Genomic DNA, 15,841 nt, shown 5'->3' on the forward strand with positions numbered 1-15,841 from the left:
AACACCGGAACGCCGGGCGCCGGATCAGGTCGCCGCGGCGACCGGGTAGCGGGCGCTCTCCAGCGTCCAGTCGACGGTGCCTCGCACGGCGGCGGCCAGCCCGTCGAGATGGGAGGCGACGGCGTCGTCGAGCGTCGGGCCGAACGACGGCGCCGCCGCCCGGAGCACCACGAACCGGTCCATCTCGGCACGCCAGTGCCCGGCCACCAGGTCGACCGCCGCCGGCAGTGGCACACCTCGTTCGGCGGCCGTCGCGAGCACCAGATTGTGCCCGCCGCCGGTGGCCCGGTCGCGCTCCAGCGAGGCGATGTCGTTGAACCAGGACAGCAGGTCGTTGGCGAGGGCGGCGAGCCGCCGCAGCGCCGGATGGTGGTAGACCGCGTCGGGCAGCGCACGCCCGGACGCGAACTCGATCAGCGGGTACGACACGTATGCCGCCGACGTGGCCCGGCGCAGCCGCACGTACTCGGCGACGCCCGGTGGACGGCCGGACGTGGTGGCGGTGGCCTCCCGGTACACCCCGTCGAGGTGGTCGGCGACCGCGTCGGCGAACCGCAGCCGCCAGCGGGCCGGCATCCGGCGGCGCGGCTCGCGCCACGCCTGCACCAGCAGCCGGCGCAGCGGGCCGGAGAAGCCCGGATGGCGGGCGCGCGGACCCTCGCGCAGCAATGCGAGCGCGCCGTCGCGCAGCGTGCGGATCTGCGGCGGGGTCAGCCCGTCCCGCCCGTCGCAGGCGTCGTCGACGAGGAAGAACCAGGTGAACAACGCGGTCAGCACGCGCAGGTCCGCCTCGGTGGCGTCCGGGTAGAGGCGGCCGGCGTACCGGGCGAAACCGGCCCGGGCCAGCCGACGCCGCTTCGCCGGGTCAGCCGGCAGGCCGAGCCGGTCGACCTGCTCCACCAGCCAGCCCTGCACGTCGTCCGCGTACGGGGAGAGGCGGGGCGGGATGGGGCAGCCGGAGCGGAGGCTCCGCAGCACCGCCGCCGTCATCACCGGCCCTTCCGTGGACATTTATCGCCGAGCGAAGAATTTCACGTCGCGGGAAGTTCCGTGAACCCGCCGGACATCCCGGGCGTGCCGCCCGAACGGGGGTCGTCGTCCGCCACCCGCGACGACCAGGCACGCTTGAGGCATGCGTGAACCATGGGTGGTGGGGGTCTCCGGCGCGTCCGGGACGCCGTACGCGGCGGCTGTCGTCCGGGGCCTGCTCGACGCAGGCCAGGCGGTGGACCTGGTCGTCTCCCGGGCGGCCCGGCTGACAGTGCTGGACGAGACCGGCCGGCCCTTCCGGGACGCACACTGGACCGAGGACCTGGCTGCCTGGCTCGACCGCGACCTCACCGGCGCGGACCTGCGGCACTGGCCCGCCGGTGACCTGGCCGCGGGCCCCAGCAGCGGCTCCTACCCGGTACGCGGCATGGCGGTGGTGCCCGCCAGCACCGCCGCGTGCGCCGGCATCGCCATCGGGCTGTCGAAGGATCTGCTCCAGCGCGCCGCCGAGGTGAACCTCAAGGAGCGCCGCCCCGTCGTCGTGGTGCCCCGGGAGACGCCGGTCACCCGCAGTCACCTGGAACACCTCATCGCGCTGCACGACGCGGGCGCGGTGGTGCTGCCGGCCAGTCCCGGCTTCTACGGCGCCGGTGCGGCGGCGTCCGCCGGGCAGCTCGTGGACTTCGTGGCCGGGAAGGTGCTCGACGCGCTCGGCGTCGAGCACACGCTGTTCCGGCGGTGGTCCGGCGAACTGGCCGCCGGTCGCCGGGAGACGGATCCGGACTGACGGACCCGGTTGCCGGCGTACGGGGCGCGGCCCTCGGCCGGACCGCGCCCCGTACGTTCAGTACATGCCGGCGTTGGCCGGTCCGGGGCCGGTGGAAGCGGTCGGGCCCATGTTGCGGGCCTTGCCCATGTCCTCCGCCTCGTCCAGCATGCCCTCCCCCTCGAGCAGGGCCCGCACCTCGGATTCCCGAAACCGGCGGTGCCCTCCTGGAGTCCGGATACTGCCGATCCGGCCGGCCGCTGCCCATCTGGTCACGGTCTTCGGGTCCACCCGAAAAAGCGCAGCGACCTCACCCGGTGTCAGCAGGCGATCTCCAGTGTCCACAGCCCCCTCCTCGCGTCGACGAAGCCCCCGGCTGAACACACTGCCCCCGGCCGGTGCGAGCCCAGAGCCGTCATGAGGGACGTATGGCAATTACAGCACCGGCTACCGGACGTGTCCGCCAAACGCGAAAAACGCACACACTGGGAAGGTTAGGAAATGGTACCGGCGGAGAACCCCCGTGATCGTACGTTTGTGAAGGGTTGATCCACGGGTACCGACAGTGTTCCGTGCCCGACAAACGGATAGGGTCACTCTCCGTGGACACGATCGACCTGAGCCTCGTGGAGCTGTTGCGGGGCAACGCCCGTCTGTCGTACGCCGAGCTGGCCCGTCAGGTCGGCCTCTCCGCCCCGGCCGTGCACGAGCGGGTCGGCAAGCTGGAGTCCAGCGGCGTGATCCGGGCGTACCGGGCCGAGGTCGAGCCGGAGTCGATCGGGCTCGGCGTGACGGCGCTCATCGGGATCATCGAGGACTCCGACGCGGACACCGACGACGTGCTGGAGTCGTTCCGCCGCATCCCCGAGATCGAGTCCTGCTACTTCATGGCCGGTGTCGAGTCCTTCCTGCTCAAGGCGCGGGTCGGCACGATCGCCGAGCTGGAGCAGTTGATCGTCCGGCTGAACCGGACGGCCGGTGTGGCGTCCACCCGCACCAGCATCGCCCTGTCGACCAAGTGGGAGAACCGTCCGCAGCCGCTGGAACCACCCACCGCCTGACGCCTCTGGCCCAGGGCCGGGGGTTGCGGTTACCGTGCGCCGATGACGAGCGCGGGACGCGGTGCCGCAGTGGCGACCGGAGCGGCCGGCGGGCTGGGACGGGCGATCGCCGCCGCGCTGCACACCGACGGCTGGAACGTGCTGCTCACCGACACCGACGCCGGGGCCGTGGCGGCTGCCGCCGCGCCGCTGGGTGGCTGGTCCCGCCCGCTCGACGTACGCGACGAATCCGCATGCGCGGAGGTCGCCGCCGAGGCGGCGGCCTCGGGCTCTGGGTGAACAACGCGGGCATCCTGGTCACCGGCCCGTCCTGGGCGCACGACGCCCGGACCCGCCGCGCGCTGGTCGAGGTGAACGCGCTCGGCGCGATGAACGGCACGCTCGCCGCCGTCGCGGTGATGCGGGAGCAGGGCCGCGGCCACGTACTCAACGTCGTCTCCCTGGCCGGGCTGATCGCCGCACCGGGCGAGACGGTGTACGCGGCCAGCAAGCACGCCCTGCTCGCGTTCAGCCTCGGCATCCTGAGTGACCTGCGGATGGCCGGCGTCCGGGGCGTACACGTGTCGTGTCTGTGCCCGGACGGGATCTGGACGCCGATGCTGCACGACAAGCTGGACGACCCGGGAGCGCTGGCGTCGTTCACCGGCTCGCTGCTCACGCCGGTGATCCGGGCCGCCGGGCGGGCCGGTCAGCGGCGGCAGGCCCGCCGGGTCCGGGAGAACCCGAGCCCACCTCGCTTGTAACGTTGCCGACGTGACTCATCTCGACCGGTGCGACGAGGCCAGCCGGCGCTGGGTGACCGAGGCGATCGCCACCGTCGAGGCGGACGCCAACCGTTCCGCCGACACCCACCTGTTGCCCTTCCCGCTGCCCCGCGAGTGGGGGATCGACCTCTACCTCAAGGACGAGTCGGTGCACCCCACCGGCTCGCTGAAGCACCGGCTGGCCCGCTCGCTGTTCCTCTACGGCCTCTGCAACGGCTGGATCGGCCCGGACACCACGATCGTCGAGGCGTCGTCCGGCTCGACGGCGGTCTCCGAGGCGTACTTCGCCCGGATGCTCGGCCTGCCGTTCATCGCGGTCATGCCCGCCTCCACGTCGCCGGAGAAGATCGCCCAGATCGAGTTCCAGGGCGGGCGCTGCCACCTGGTGGACGACCCGTCGAAGGTCGTGGTGGAGGCGCGCTGGCTCGCCGAGGACAGCGGCGGCCGGTTCATGGACCAGTTCACCTACGCCGAGCGGGCCACCGACTGGCGGGGCAACAACAACATCGCCGAGTCGATCTACGCCCAGCTCGCGCTGGAACGGCACCCGGTGCCCGCCTGGATCGTGGTCGGCGCCGGCACCGGCGGCACCAGCGCCACCATCGGCCGGTACGCCCGCTACCGGCGGCTGCCCACCAAGCTCTGCGTGGTGGACCCGGAGAACTCCGCGTTCTACCCCGCCTGGCAGGCCGGTGACTGGTCGGTGCGCACCGGCCGCGGCTCCCGGATCGAGGGCATCGGGCGGCCCACCGTCGAGGCGTCCTTCCTGCCCAGCGTGGTGGACCGGATGGTGCAGGTGCCGGACGCCGCGTCGCTCGCCGCGATGCGGGCCGGCTCGGCGGTGCTCGGCCGCCGGGTGGGCGGCTCCACCGGCACCAACCTGTGGGGCGCGTTCGGGCTGATCGCGCAGATGCGCGCGGCCGGGCGTACCGGTTCGGTGGTCACGCTGATTTGCGACCCGGGCGACCGGTACGGCGACACCTACTACTCCGATGAGTGGGTGGCCACGCAGGGCCTCGACCTCGCCCCGCACCTCGCCACCATCGACCGGTTCCTGACCGACGGCGCCTGGCCGGCGGCGTGAGCCGGGTGGTCAGAGCGGGTCGGCCCGCTCGGCCAGCCCCGGGTAGCGCACCACGAAACCGTCCGGGTCGACCTCCAGGTCGGCGGTGAACGTGCCGCTCGCGAACCGGACCCGGCCCGGACCCAGCGAGGTGTAGACCTGCTCGGCGGGCACCACGGCCAAGCCGGGCAGCAGCACCCAGGCCACAGTCACGGCGGTCGCCAGGTCGGCGGGTAGCCGCCCCAGCCCGATCCGCCGGATCGGCAGCGTGTTCGTCAACAGGGAACCGCCCAGGTCGACGTCGAGCGCCTCGGCCAGCCGCCCCGGGTCGTCGGTGCCCGGCAGGCCCGCCGGTGGGTGGCCCGCCGCGCTCAGCGCCGCGTCCAGGTCACCCTCCTCGCCGGTACGCACGCGCCACCCGTCCCGGCCCCGCTCCAGGCGTACGCTCCGCGACCAGCCCGCGCCCTCGGACTCGACCTCCAGCCGGTTCGTCGACCAGTCCGGCCCGACGCTCAGGCGGTACCGGCACGTGTACGGGATCGGATCGACGGCGAGCGCCACACCCTGCGCGGTGAGGCCGGGGCCGTCGAGCACGACGTGCTCTGAGCCGGCGGTGTCGGTCCGGGACCAGAAGAGCGACTTCGGCATGGACCGGACGTTACGCGACCCGGCGGTCAGCGGCAGCGGATGCGCGAACGCCGCCGCCGGGAGTCAGGAGACGTACGGGTCATACCTCGTCGGGCTACTCGTCGTCGTCCGCCGGCCGGGGCGGCCGGTGCTCCCGGACGTACCGCTCGACGTCCCGCTTCAACCAGACCGCGCCGACCGACAGCTCTTGATACGGCGCGGGGAATGCGGGATGCCGCCGGATCTCGCGGAACCTCGACCTGCCCACGCCGAGCATCTTCAAGATCTCACCGGCCGCGACAAGTTCGCCCGGTCCCGTCTCCTTGGTCACGACCTCGAAGGTAGGAGCGGACCGGCCCGACTATGGTGACGCGGACAAATGATCCCACCTAGGTGGGCCCGTCAACGTTGACAGGGGGCAAGTGAGCGATCTGATGGATCAGGCCCTCCGTCCGGTGGCGAGTTCGCGGCGGACGGGGGTGCCACCTGGACGCCGACCACGCAGGAGGGCCCCGAGTGACCCAGCGCCACGCTCCGCTGAAACCCCTTTGGGTCTGTACGGCAGACCTGCTCAACTGGCCGTGCGAGAACGCCAAGCTCGAGTTGGTCGCTGACTACGAGCACGACCGACGCCACCTCGCCGTCGATCTGACTGCTCTGATGCGGCAGGCAACCGACGACCTGACCAGGCTCTACTCCGAGCCGCCGGACCCCGCCGAGATGCACATCCGGTTCCTGGGCTGGCTGCGGTCGGTGCGCAATGTCTGACCCGATCGGCACCGGGCTGCTGCTGGCCGCCGTCATCGCCCAGGCGTTCGGCTGCTGGGTCGCCTGGTCGTGGGGCCGGTCCGCCCGGCGCAGCCTCCGGCAGACCATCGAAAAGACCATCCCGACGCCACCGCCCGACTGGCGGCCTCGTCATCGCCTGTCACTGTGGAATGAGCCGACCCGGCGGTATCCCGTCCTCACCCCGCGCAGCTAGAACGGGAGCCGAGATCACCCCGGACGCACCGCCGCCGCCGAGCGGATGCTCGGCGGCGGCGGTGGGTGCGCTCAGATCAGTGGGTACGTGCCGGCGGGCGCCCGCCGAAGCCGCGCCTGTCGTCCCGGCCCCGACCCTCGGCCCGGAAACCGCCCCGGCGCTCGGCCGGCCGCGCGTCGCCCCGGTCACCGAAACGTCGCTCGGCGTGCGGGCGGTCGTCCTGGCGCCGGTCACCGAAGCCGCGCGAGCCACTCGACCGGTCGTCGTACCGCCGCTCGTCGCGGTCGTACCCGCCGCGTCCGGTCGCCGGGCGCTGCCGGTCGCCGTACGGCCGGTCGGACCGCTCGCCGAATCGCCGGTCGTCGCCGCGCTGGCCGCCGAAGCGCTGGCCGCGGTCGTCGGACCGCTGCTCGCCGAAGCTCCGGCCCTCGGACCGCCGGTCACCGAAGCGCTCGCCCCGGTCGCCGAAGCTGCGGTCGTCGCGGCGCTCCGGCCGCCCGAAGCGGCGCTCGCCGCCGGACCGCTCGCCCGAGTAGCGCTCGCCGGCCGGCCGGTCGCCGAACCGGCGGTCACCGCCGCGGTCCGCGAACCGGTCACCGGACCGGTCACCCGCGGGCCGGTCGCCGAACCGGCGCTCGCCCTGGCCGTCACGGTCGCCGAACCGGCGCTCGCCCCGGTCGGAGAAGTCGCGTCCGCCGCCGAAACCGCGTCCGCCCCGGTCGAAGCCGCGGCCGTCGCGGTCGCCGAAGCGGCGCGAGCCGCCGCCGCGTCGCGGCTCCGGCTCGTCCCGCACCGGTACGCCGCTGGGCTCGCGCGCGCCGGTCAGCTCGGCCAGCGCCTCGTCGCCCGCCCGGACCCGGGTCTCGGCCGGCTCGACGCCCGCCTTCTCCATCATGGCCAGAGTGGTGCGGCGCTGCTTCGGCAGCACCAGCGTCGCCACCGCGCCCGACTCACCGGCGCGGGCCGTACGGCCGGCCCGGTGCAGGTAGTCCTTGGGGTCCTTCGGCGGGTCCACGTGCAGCACCAGCGAGACGCCGTCGACGTGGATGCCCCGGGCCGCCACGTCGGTGGCGACCAGCACGGGCGTCCGGCCCTCGCGGAACTCGGCGAGCGTCCGGGTACGCATGCGCTGGGTCTTGCCACCGTGCAGCCCGCCGGCCCGTACGCCGACGGCCGCGAGCTGCTCGACGAGCCGGTCCACGCCGAGCTGCGTACGGGCGAACAGCATGGTGCGGCCCTCGCGGGCGGCGATGGACGCGGCGACCGCGAACTTGTCGTGCGGCGGGATCAGCAGCAAATGGTGATCCATGGTGGACACGGCGGCGGTGGCCGGAGCGGTCGAGTGGGTGACCGGGTCGGTCATGAACCGCTTGACGAGCGCGTCGACGTCGTTGTCCAGAGTGGCCGAGAACAGCAGCCGCTGCGCGTCCGCCGGGGTCTTCGCCAGCAGCTGGGTGACCTCGGGCAGGAAGCCCATGTCGGCCATCTGGTCGGCCTCGTCCAGCACGGTGATCTCGACGTCGTCGAGGCGGCACACGCCGCGCTCGATCAGGTCGCCGAGCCGTCCCGGGGTGGCCACGATGATCTCCACGCCGCGGCGCAGCGCGTCGATCTGCCGGTCGTACGGCACACCGCCGACGGCGGTCTTCAGGAACACGCCGACCGCCTTGCCGAGCGGCACGAGCGCGTCGTTGACCTGCATGGCCAACTCGCGGGTGGGGACCAGGACCAGGGCGCGCGGGTACAGCGGCCGGGCCCGGTTGCGGTCGGCGAGCCGGGCGATCACCGGCAGGCCGAAGGCGAGCGTCTTGCCCGAGCCGGTCTGGCCGCGGCCGAGGACGTCGCGGCCCGAGAGCGAGTCGGGCAGCGTGGCCCGCTGGATCTCGAACGGGGTGGTGATGCCCTGCCGGGCGAGCGCCTCGACGACCTGCCGGGGCAGGCCGAGCGAGGCGAAGTCGACGGTGTCGGGCGTCGGGTCGACGGACGGGGACGTGCTGGATTCAGCGAACGTGGTCAAGAAATACCTCTCGAGCGGGGCGCATCTTCGCGATGGCCCGCCGCGGCCTGTCACGCCGCCGAATCGCCCGCAAGATCGCCCATGGGCGCGCAGTCGGGGCGCGCGCCGGGTCAGTGATCGCAGACAAGTGTACGGCGCACCGCCGGCTCCGCCACGGCAACGCGAGGAGGTAGTGGGCGGGCTCACCCCTGTCACTCGATGAGCGCGGTCCCGGTCAGCCCGCTCAGCGCGTCGTTGGCCAGGAAGACCACGAGCAGGCTGATCGCGATGAGCATGGTCATCGCGACGGCCAGCACGATGATCACCTTGGTGTTGCCGGCCCGGGCCGCCGGGCTCTCCTCGGACCAGCCCTGGGCCAGGATGTGCCCGGTCAGCGATCCCGAGTTCTCCAGCGGGTTGCCCTGCGGGAACGACACGGTGGCGAAACCGGGCCCGTCGGTCCCGCCGTACGCGGTGGTGCCGAGATCGGAGCCGGCGGGCTGCGGGCGTACCGGACGGGTCGTGTCGGCGTCGCGGGCGGGCGTGGCCGGCGGCGGCCAGGTCGGCAGCGCCGGGGCCGGCACCACGGGCGGCGGCGGTGCCGACACGGGCGCGGCGGCCCACGACGGCAGCGCGCCGTCCGGCGTGCCGGGCGTGGCGGCCCGCGCGGGCGGGAACGACGGCCCGGCCGCCGGGGCGGGGAACAGCGGCGCGGGCAGCGGGCCCGGCCCGCCGGTCATCGCCGGTGGCGGCGGGAACGGCGGCGCGGGCATCGGACCCGGCGGGGGCGGTGGCGGAGGTACGGGCGGACCCGGCGGCGGCACCGGCGGCCCGGGGACCGGTGGCACCGGCCCGGGCGTGGGCTTCGGCGGGGTGGGCGCGGGCGGCGTGGGCAGGGGCGGCGTGGGCCGGAGCGGGGGCTCCGGCTCGGGCGACGGCGGCTCGGGCGAGGGCGGCGTCGGGCCGGGCACCGGGGTCGGTGCCGGCTCGGGCTCCGGGCCGTTCGGGGCCGGAGGCTGCGCGGGCTCCGGCGGCTGGACCGGCTCCGGCGGTTCCGGGTTCACCGGTCCGGCCCGGTAGACGGTGGCGGCGGCGGGCGGCGCGGCCACCACGGAGGCGGCGACCTCCTCGGCGGAGACGCGGCTCAGGCCGGGCACCGACGCGCTGGCCCGCGCGGGCGCAGGTGCGGCTGGCTCAGCGCCGGTGGGTGAAGCCGGGCGGTCGGCCGCGGAGGACGGCGGAGAATCGGTGGACTCATGCGGCAGGGAGCCGGACGTGACCGGCGGGGAGCCAGCGGGCCCGGTCGACGGCGCGGTGACCGGCGTGGCCGGCGAGGACTCGACGGGCCCGGCCGCCGGGCCCCCGGTGGTTCCGGCGGGGGAGGTTGCCGAGTCGCTGCGTGGTTCGGAGGCGGTCCCGTCGGCCCGGTCCGGTGCGGTGTCGTGGTCCGGCCGGTCGTCCGGCCGGCTCCCGGCGCCGGCCGGCTCTGCGGCGCCCACAGCCGCCGAATCGGCGACGGGCGGAGCGGGCGCGGGCACGCGCGCGGAACCGGAGACGCGGGGCGCCGGGATGGCCGCGGGAGCGCCGGCGGGCGTACCCGGAGAGGCGTCGCCGTCCCCCGCCGATGCGGCGGCGGGCTCGGATGCCGTGCCGGACGGCGGGACGGCGGGCGGGGGCGTCGACTGGCGTTCTGCCACCTCGAAGGCGGACCAGCTCGACGGCGGCACGGTGGCGCCGGGAAGGCGCCGGTCCAGCGGCGGTGGGGTATCCGCCGGGGTGCCCGCCCGGTACGTCGTGGGACCGGCCGGCGGAATCGGCAGTTCGTCACCGGCGGGCGGCGGCACGGCCGAGCCGGCGACCGACACCCGCGCCCGCGCGACGGCTACCGGCCCGGGTGTGGCCGAGCCGTGGTCGTCGTCGCCGGCCGGTTCGGCGGGGCCGGGCGTCGGTCCGGGGTGGACCCTCTCCGCCGGAACGTCCTGCTCGCCCATCTCGCCCCTCCGCACCCACGCTCGCCTCCGGCCGTGGCGCCGACCGGAAGTGCCTGGATCTCACCGTGCCATATTCCGGCCCGGGAGCACAGCCGGAGTGGCGGTTGGGTCAGTCGGCGCTGCTGGTCGGGCTGGCCGAGCCGCTGCCGGACGTGCTGCTCGACGGGGCGACACTGCTTCTCGACGGGGCGGCACTGCTGCTGCTCGGCGCGGCGCTGCTGGTGTCCGGCTCGGCGCTCACGCTCTGGCTCGGCGTCGGGTCCGGCGAGTCGGTCGGGCTCGGCGGCGGCGTGCTGTGCGCCGGGCTGGACGTCGTCGGCGTCGGCTTCGGCGTCGGCGTGGTGGGCGTCGGCGTGGTGGGCGTCGGCGTGGTCGGCGTGGGCTTGGGCGTGGCCGACGGCTTCGGCGTCGTCGGCGTGGGCTTGGGGGTCGTCGACGGCTTCGGCGTGGCCGGCACGGTCGGCGGCGGGGCGGGGGTGGCCGGGGCGGGTACGGCTCCGATCACCCGGGTCGCGGCGTAGAGCCGGGACCAGCGGACCACCGAGATCTTGACGACGTCGCCGGTCCGCGGCGCCTCCACCATCTTGCCGTTGCCGATGTACATGGCGACGTGGTGGACGCTGGTCCAGCTGCTGCCCGAGGCGAAGAACAGCAGGTCACCGGGGAGCAGGGCGTTCGGCGAGACGGTGCGGGAACGGGTGGCGAAGTACTGGTCCTTGGCGACGCGGGGCAGACCCCGGTAACCGGCCGCCTGGTAGGAGGCGAGCACCAGGCCGGAGCAGTCGAACCGGTCCGGGCCCTCCGCGGCCCACCGGTAGGGGTCGCCGAGCTGGGCGAGGGCGTAGCGCACGGCGGCGAGCGCCCGCGGTTCCGCCACCAGGCCGTCGATGCTCTGGTCGACCACGTACGAGGTGCCGAGCTTCTGCTCGGCGGCCTCCGCCAGGCGCTCGATCTCCAGGAGCTTGGCCGTGTTCTCCTTGCGCAGCGCGACGAGGGTGGTCTCCTGCTTGCGGAGGTCGCCTTCGGCACGGGTGTACTCCCCGGCCTTCTCGGTGGCCCGGCGCTGAACCGACTCGTGTGCCTTCCGGGCGGCCTCCTCGGCACCGGTGGCGCGGAGGAGTTCGCCGGTCACCGACGTGGTGGCGCCCTCCGCCCGGTCGCCCCGGGTGATCCGCTGGAGGTTGGCGAAGTCGCGCAGGCTGGCGCCGAACTCGCCGGGCGGCAGCGCCGCGTCGGCCTTGACCGCGTCGGCGGCGGCGCTCTTGGCGTTGTCCCGGGCGCGGGCGAGCGCGTCCTGGGCCTCCTTGAGGCGGGCGGCGGACTGGGCCAGCTCGGTCTGTACGGCGTCCCGCTCGGTCTTGATCCGGAGCAGTTCCTCGCCGAGCTGGGTGACCCGGGCGTCGAGCTGGTTGATCTGCGCGATCAGCGGGCCGTCGGCCGGGTCGGTGACGCCGGTGGTGCCCGGCAGGCCCGCCGTGCCACCCGGGACGGCGACGCCGGGCAGAACCGGGACGGTGCCCGGGACGGTGCCCGGCACGCCGGGAACGGTGCCGGACGAGCCGGGCAGTTGCAGGGGGCCGGTGGCCTGGGGCCGGGAGCCGGTGTCGGGCACGACATCGGGTAGCGGGTCGGCCCAGGCGGGTGTGGCGAGCGCCGCGGCCGCGACCGCCCCCAGGAGGGCGGACCAGAGCGCCGGGCGCAGGACCGGTGAGATCACCGGCTGCCGTCCTCGTCGCCGCCGGGCCTTGGTGCTGTGAGCCATGCCGCTCCCCGTCCGGTTTGGGGTCCGGTCACGCGTGCTTGGGGCGTGTCGGGACAGGACGGCCCTGGTGTGTGTTCCGCCCCACCCTGTCTTACCTCACGGGTGCGACGATGTCGATGTGCGGAGCGTGACCGCCGGCGAACCGGCGCGACCACGCCGGCGCCCGGTCGGACCCGCGACGTACGCTCGATCGGAACCCAGGTGGAAGGACGTGGCTTTCGGATGGACGCCGGACTCAAGCGCGAACTCGAGGCGAAGGTGTACGCGGGGGAGCGGCTGACCCGCGAGGACGGCATCGCCCTCTACGCCAGCGACGACCTGACCTGGCTGGGCCGGCTGGCCCACCACAGGCGTACGGAGCTCAACGGCGACCGGGTCATGTTCAACGTCAACCGGCACCTGAACCTGACGAACGTCTGCTCGGCATCGTGCGCGTACTGCTCGTTCCAGCGTAAGCCGGGCGAGAAGGACGCCTACACGATGCGCATCGACGAGGCGGTCCGCAAGGCCAAGGAGATGGAGGACGAGCAGCTCACCGAGCTGCACATCGTCAACGGCCTGCACCCGACGCTGCCCTGGCGTTACTACCCGAAGGTGCTGCGTGAGCTGAAGGCCGCGCTGCCGAACGTCAACCTCAAGGCGTTCACCGCGACCGAGGTGCAGTGGTTCGAGAAGATCAGCGGGCTCACCGCCGACGCGATCCTCGACGAGCTGATGGACGCCGGCCTGGAGTCGCTCACCGGCGGCGGCGCGGAGATCTTCGACTGGGAGGTCCGGCAGCACATCGTCGACCACAACTGCCACTGGGAGGACTGGTCGCGCATCCACCGGCTGGCCCACTCGAAGGGCATGAAGACGCCGTCGACCATGCTCTACGGCCACATCGAGGAGCCCCGGCACCGGGTCGACCACGTGCTGCGGCTGCGGGAGCTCCAGGACGAGACCGGCGGTTTCCAGGTCTTCATCCCGCTGCGCTACCAGCACGACTTCGTCGACTCGGCGGACGGCAAGATCCGTAACCGGATCCAGGCCCGGACCACGATGGCCTCGCCGGCCGAGTCACTCAAGACGTTTGCGGTCTCCCGGCTGCTGTTCGACAACGTGCCGCACGTCAAGTGTTTCTGGGTCATGCACGGGCTGTCCGTCGCGCAGCTCTCGCTGAACTTCGGCGTCGACGACCTGGACGGCTCGGTCGTCGAATACAAGATCACCCATGACGCCGACTCGTACGGCACGCCGAACACCATGCACCGCGACGACCTGCTCCACATGATCTGGGACGCGGGCTTCCGTCCGGTCGAGCGGAACACCCGCTACGAGATCGTCCGCGAGTACGACGGGCCGCCGTCGCTGGCGGAACGCCGGTCCGAGCCGCAGCAGGTCTGGGCCTGACCTGGCGATGAGCGGCGAGGAACAGCAGCGCACCTTCCCACGGCGGGACGCCGAGGGGCGCATCCTCACCCTGGGTGACCTGCTCGGCGTGAGCCTGGCCGGCCTGGTCATCGGGGTGCTGGCGCTGCTGGTCTTCGAGTGGGCGTTCGCCACCGTGGGCGACAGCGGCTTCGGGGGCACGAACGGCTGGCTGGCGGTGATCCTGCCGCTCTGGCTGTTCTGGGACGAGTTCCGGGCCTGGGAGTTCGGTGCCGCCCGGGTGGTGGCCGCGCTCGCCGGCATCGCGCTCGGTGTCCTCGCCGGTCTGCTCGCCGCCGGGCTGGCCTCGGGGCTGCCCGCGTTGTTCACCGGAGCGTTGGCCGCGGCGGTGTTCACAGTGGTCTACGCGGTCGTCTGGTTTCATGGCGTGCACTGGCTGGCCCGGCGTACGGGCTGAGGCACGAAGAGAGTGGGAATGCGGGAATGAGCGCGGCGCTCAAGTACACGCTGGGCCGGATCGGGCTGTTCGTCGTCGTGCTGGCGGCCCTCTGGTTCGTCGACATGAACATGTTCCTGCGGCTGATGCTGGCGCTGATCTTCTCCGCCACACTGTCGTTCTTCCTGCTCAAGGGTCTGCGGGACGATATGGCCGAGGAGATGGCGGAGGCCGCGGAGCGGCGGCGCACGGAGAAGGAGCGGCTGCGGTCCGCGCTGGCCGGTGACGACCAGGCCGAGCCGGACGGCGAGCGCCGCGAAAGCTGAGCGGACCGGGCCGGGCGCGCGGTAGAGCGTCAGCCGCAACTGGTACGAGCGCAGCAGCACCCCGGCGTCGTCGACGGAGACGGTGTCGGTCCAGATGCTCGACCACGGGTCGCCCTGACCGTCCATTGTGGAGCGTGCGGCGTTGCCGTTCACTGTCGCGCTTGGCGGGAAGTTCCACCAGATGTTGGAGCCAGGAAAATCATTGCCGAAATGAGGATCAGGACGGGATGGTCAAAGAGAAAGACGGATATTGATATGACCATGTGTCTCCTGGTGGAGTGTGTGGACAACGGGAGTTCTCCCGTACCCCCAGGAGGTTGTCCATGGCCTTCCGCACCTCTCCGCTCCGCCGCCGGCTGGCGCTCGCCGCCGCCGTCGGCCTGACCATCGTCCTCACCGCGGCCGCCGCTCCCGCCGTCGCCCGGCCCGCGCCGGAAGGCTCCGGCGAACCCTCCACCGTCGCCTACCGGGTGCTCGGACCGCGTACGGCGGCCGACCGTACCGCGGTCGCCTCCACCGGGGCCGCGATCGACTACGCCGAGCACGGCGTGCTGCACATCACGGCGACCAAGGCCGAGGCCAACGCGATCACCCGCCTCGGGTTCCGGCTCGAGAAGGACGCCGTGCCGGAACACGACCACGCCGACGGGGGCATGACCGCCAGCGCCTTCCCGCCCGCCGACTCGAACTACCACGACTACGCCGAGCTGACCGCCGTGGTCAACAAGGTGGTCGCCGACCACCCGACGATCGCCCGCAAACTGAGCATCGGCACGTCGTACCAGGGCCGGGACCTGATGGCGGTGAAGATCTCCGACAACGTCGCCACCGACGAGGCCGAGCCGGAGATCCTGTTCAACGCCCAGCAGCACGCCCGTGAGCACCTGACCGTGGAGATGGCGATCTACCTGCTCAACCTCTTCACCGACAACTACGGCAGCGACTCCCGGATCACCAGCATCGTCAACTCCCGGGAGATCTGGATCGTCCCCACCGTCAACCCGGACGGCAGCGAGTACGACATCGCCTCCGGGTCGTACCGCTCCTGGCGCAAGAACCGGCAGCCGAACAGCGGCTCCTCGTACGTCGGCACCGACCTGAACCGCAACTGGGGCTACCAGTGGGGCTGCTGCGGCGGCTCGTCCGGCTCCAAGTCGTCGAGCACCTACCGGGGCCCGTCCGCCTTCTCCGCCCCGGAGGCCGCGGCGCTGCGCGACTTCGTCAACGGCCGGGTCGTCGGCGGGGTGCAGCAGATCAAGGCCAACATCGACTTCCACACCTACTCGGAGCTGGTGCTCTGGCCGTACGGCTACACGTACAGCAACACCGCCACCGGGATGAACGCCGACCAGTACAACACCTTCGCCACCATCGGTCAGCAGATGGCGGCGACGAACGGCTACACCCCGGAGCAGTCGAGCGACCTCTACATCGCCGACGGCACCAGCATCGACTGGATGTGGGGCGCCCACAAGATCTGGGCGTACACCTTCGAGCTGTACCCCGGCTCGGCCTCCGGCGGCGGCTTCTACCCGCCGGACGAGGTGATCCCGGCGCAGACCTCACGCAACCGGGAGGCCGTGCTGATCCTGTCCGAGTACGCCGACTGCCCGTACCGGGCGATCGGCAAGCAGAGCCAGTACTGCTGACCCCCCACCGGGCGGGAACCCCGGTTCCACCCCCACCGGGGTTCCCGCCCACCCCTC

General features: G+C 73.2%; 15 protein-coding genes and 2 pseudogenes. 10 read left to right on the top strand and 7 right to left on the bottom strand.

Annotated elements, in window-relative coordinates:
• Positions 1 to 24: 24 nt before the first annotated feature.
• Positions 25 to 1,011, bottom strand: a complete 987-nt coding sequence (locus GA0070215_RS14840) for a terpene synthase family protein (protein WP_377467852.1) — start codon at positions 1,009 to 1,011, stop codon at positions 25 to 27.
• Between the two features lie 121 nt (positions 1,012 to 1,132).
• Between GA0070215_RS14840 and GA0070215_RS14845 the strand changes: the two genes are divergently transcribed.
• Positions 1,133 to 1,777 (top strand): UbiX family flavin prenyltransferase, encoded by a 645-nt coding sequence (locus GA0070215_RS14845; protein ID WP_026268468.1) that lies wholly within the window; start codon positions 1,133 to 1,135, stop codon positions 1,775 to 1,777.
• Positions 1,778 to 1,834: 57 nt separating this feature from the next.
• Here the strand turns inward: GA0070215_RS14845 and GA0070215_RS14850 are convergent, their stop codons facing one another.
• Positions 1,835 to 2,101, bottom strand: a complete 267-nt coding sequence (locus GA0070215_RS14850; RefSeq protein WP_013473529.1) for a BldC family transcriptional regulator — start codon at positions 2,099 to 2,101, stop codon at positions 1,835 to 1,837.
• Positions 2,102 to 2,358: 257 nt separating this feature from the next.
• On the opposite strand from GA0070215_RS14850, the gene GA0070215_RS14855 reads away from it, so the two are divergent.
• The 3 genes and pseudogenes from GA0070215_RS14855 (at position 2,359) to cds1 (ending at position 4,665) form a co-directional block, all read left to right on the top strand.
• Positions 2,359 to 2,817, top strand: a complete 459-nt coding sequence (locus tag GA0070215_RS14855) for an Lrp/AsnC family transcriptional regulator (RefSeq protein WP_018787850.1) — start codon at positions 2,359 to 2,361, stop codon at positions 2,815 to 2,817.
• Positions 2,818 to 2,859: 42 nt separating this feature from the next.
• A pseudogene (locus GA0070215_RS14860) lies at positions 2,860 to 3,560 on the top strand (SDR family NAD(P)-dependent oxidoreductase).
• A 10-nt stretch (positions 3,561 to 3,570) separates the two neighbouring features.
• Positions 3,571 to 4,665, top strand: a complete 1,095-nt coding sequence (gene cds1, locus GA0070215_RS14865; protein WP_091046424.1) for an L-cysteine desulfhydrase Cds1 — start codon at positions 3,571 to 3,573, stop codon at positions 4,663 to 4,665.
• 9 nt (positions 4,666 to 4,674) lie between these two features.
• Here the strand turns inward: cds1 and GA0070215_RS14870 are convergent, their stop codons facing one another.
• Both GA0070215_RS14870 and GA0070215_RS14875 read right to left on the bottom strand, forming a co-directional pair.
• Positions 4,675 to 5,292 (bottom strand): putative glycolipid-binding domain-containing protein, encoded by a 618-nt coding sequence (locus GA0070215_RS14870; protein ID WP_091046427.1) that lies wholly within the window; start codon positions 5,290 to 5,292, stop codon positions 4,675 to 4,677.
• A 94-nt stretch (positions 5,293 to 5,386) separates the two neighbouring features.
• Entirely contained in the window at positions 5,387 to 5,602 is a 216-nt protein-coding gene (locus GA0070215_RS14875; RefSeq protein WP_091046429.1) for a helix-turn-helix transcriptional regulator, read from the bottom strand.
• 185 nt (positions 5,603 to 5,787) lie between these two features.
• On the opposite strand from GA0070215_RS14875, the gene GA0070215_RS14880 reads away from it, so the two are divergent.
• Positions 5,788 to 6,039 carry a flavin reductase gene (locus GA0070215_RS14880; RefSeq protein WP_091046434.1) on the top strand — a complete coding sequence of 84 codons (252 nt, stop codon included), beginning with the start codon at positions 5,788 to 5,790 and terminating at the stop codon, positions 6,037 to 6,039.
• A complete protein-coding gene (locus tag GA0070215_RS14885; protein WP_091046437.1) occupies positions 6,032 to 6,253 on the top strand; it encodes a hypothetical protein in 222 nt (73 codons plus the stop codon). Before GA0070215_RS14880 ends, GA0070215_RS14885 begins: the two co-directional genes overlap by 8 nt.
• 76 nt (positions 6,254 to 6,329) lie before the next feature.
• Here GA0070215_RS14885 and GA0070215_RS14890 read toward each other — a convergent pair whose 3' ends face one another.
• The 3 genes from GA0070215_RS14890 to GA0070215_RS14900 form a co-directional block, all read right to left on the bottom strand.
• Positions 6,330 to 8,270 carry a DEAD/DEAH box helicase gene (locus GA0070215_RS14890; RefSeq protein ID WP_091046439.1) on the bottom strand — a complete coding sequence of 647 codons (1,941 nt, stop codon included), beginning with the start codon at positions 8,268 to 8,270 and terminating at the stop codon, positions 6,330 to 6,332.
• A gap of 191 nt (positions 8,271 to 8,461) precedes the next feature.
• Positions 8,462 to 10,240: a hypothetical protein gene (locus GA0070215_RS14895; RefSeq protein WP_091046443.1), complete on the bottom strand. Its 1,779-nt coding sequence runs from the start codon at positions 10,238 to 10,240 to the stop codon at positions 8,462 to 8,464.
• A 109-nt stretch (positions 10,241 to 10,349) separates the two neighbouring features.
• Positions 10,350 to 12,002: a C40 family peptidase gene (locus GA0070215_RS14900; protein ID WP_208600349.1), complete on the bottom strand. Its 1,653-nt coding sequence runs from the start codon at positions 12,000 to 12,002 to the stop codon at positions 10,350 to 10,352.
• Between the two features lie 222 nt (positions 12,003 to 12,224).
• Here GA0070215_RS14900 and mqnE point away from each other — a divergent pair, with 222 nt between their 5' ends.
• The 4 genes and pseudogenes from mqnE to GA0070215_RS14920 form a co-directional block, all read left to right on the top strand.
• Positions 12,225 to 13,394, top strand: coding sequence for an aminofutalosine synthase MqnE (gene mqnE, locus GA0070215_RS14905; protein WP_018787841.1), 1,170 nt, complete (start codon positions 12,225 to 12,227; stop codon positions 13,392 to 13,394).
• Between the two features lie 7 nt (positions 13,395 to 13,401).
• Positions 13,402 to 13,830 (top strand): hypothetical protein, encoded by a 429-nt coding sequence (locus tag GA0070215_RS14910; protein ID WP_018787840.1) that lies wholly within the window; start codon positions 13,402 to 13,404, stop codon positions 13,828 to 13,830.
• A gap of 26 nt (positions 13,831 to 13,856) precedes the next feature.
• Positions 13,857 to 14,135, top strand: coding sequence for a DUF4229 domain-containing protein (locus GA0070215_RS14915; RefSeq protein ID WP_091046449.1), 279 nt, complete (start codon positions 13,857 to 13,859; stop codon positions 14,133 to 14,135).
• A gap of 323 nt (positions 14,136 to 14,458) precedes the next feature.
• Positions 14,459 to 15,781 (top strand): annotated as a pseudogene (locus GA0070215_RS14920) (M14 family metallopeptidase); the annotation flags it as partial.
• Positions 15,782 to 15,841: the final 60 nt, after the last annotated feature.

The sequence above is a fragment of the Micromonospora marina genome (assembly GCF_900091565.1).
In the GTDB taxonomy this organism is placed as follows: Bacteria; Actinomycetota; Actinomycetes; order Mycobacteriales; family Micromonosporaceae; genus Micromonospora; species Micromonospora marina.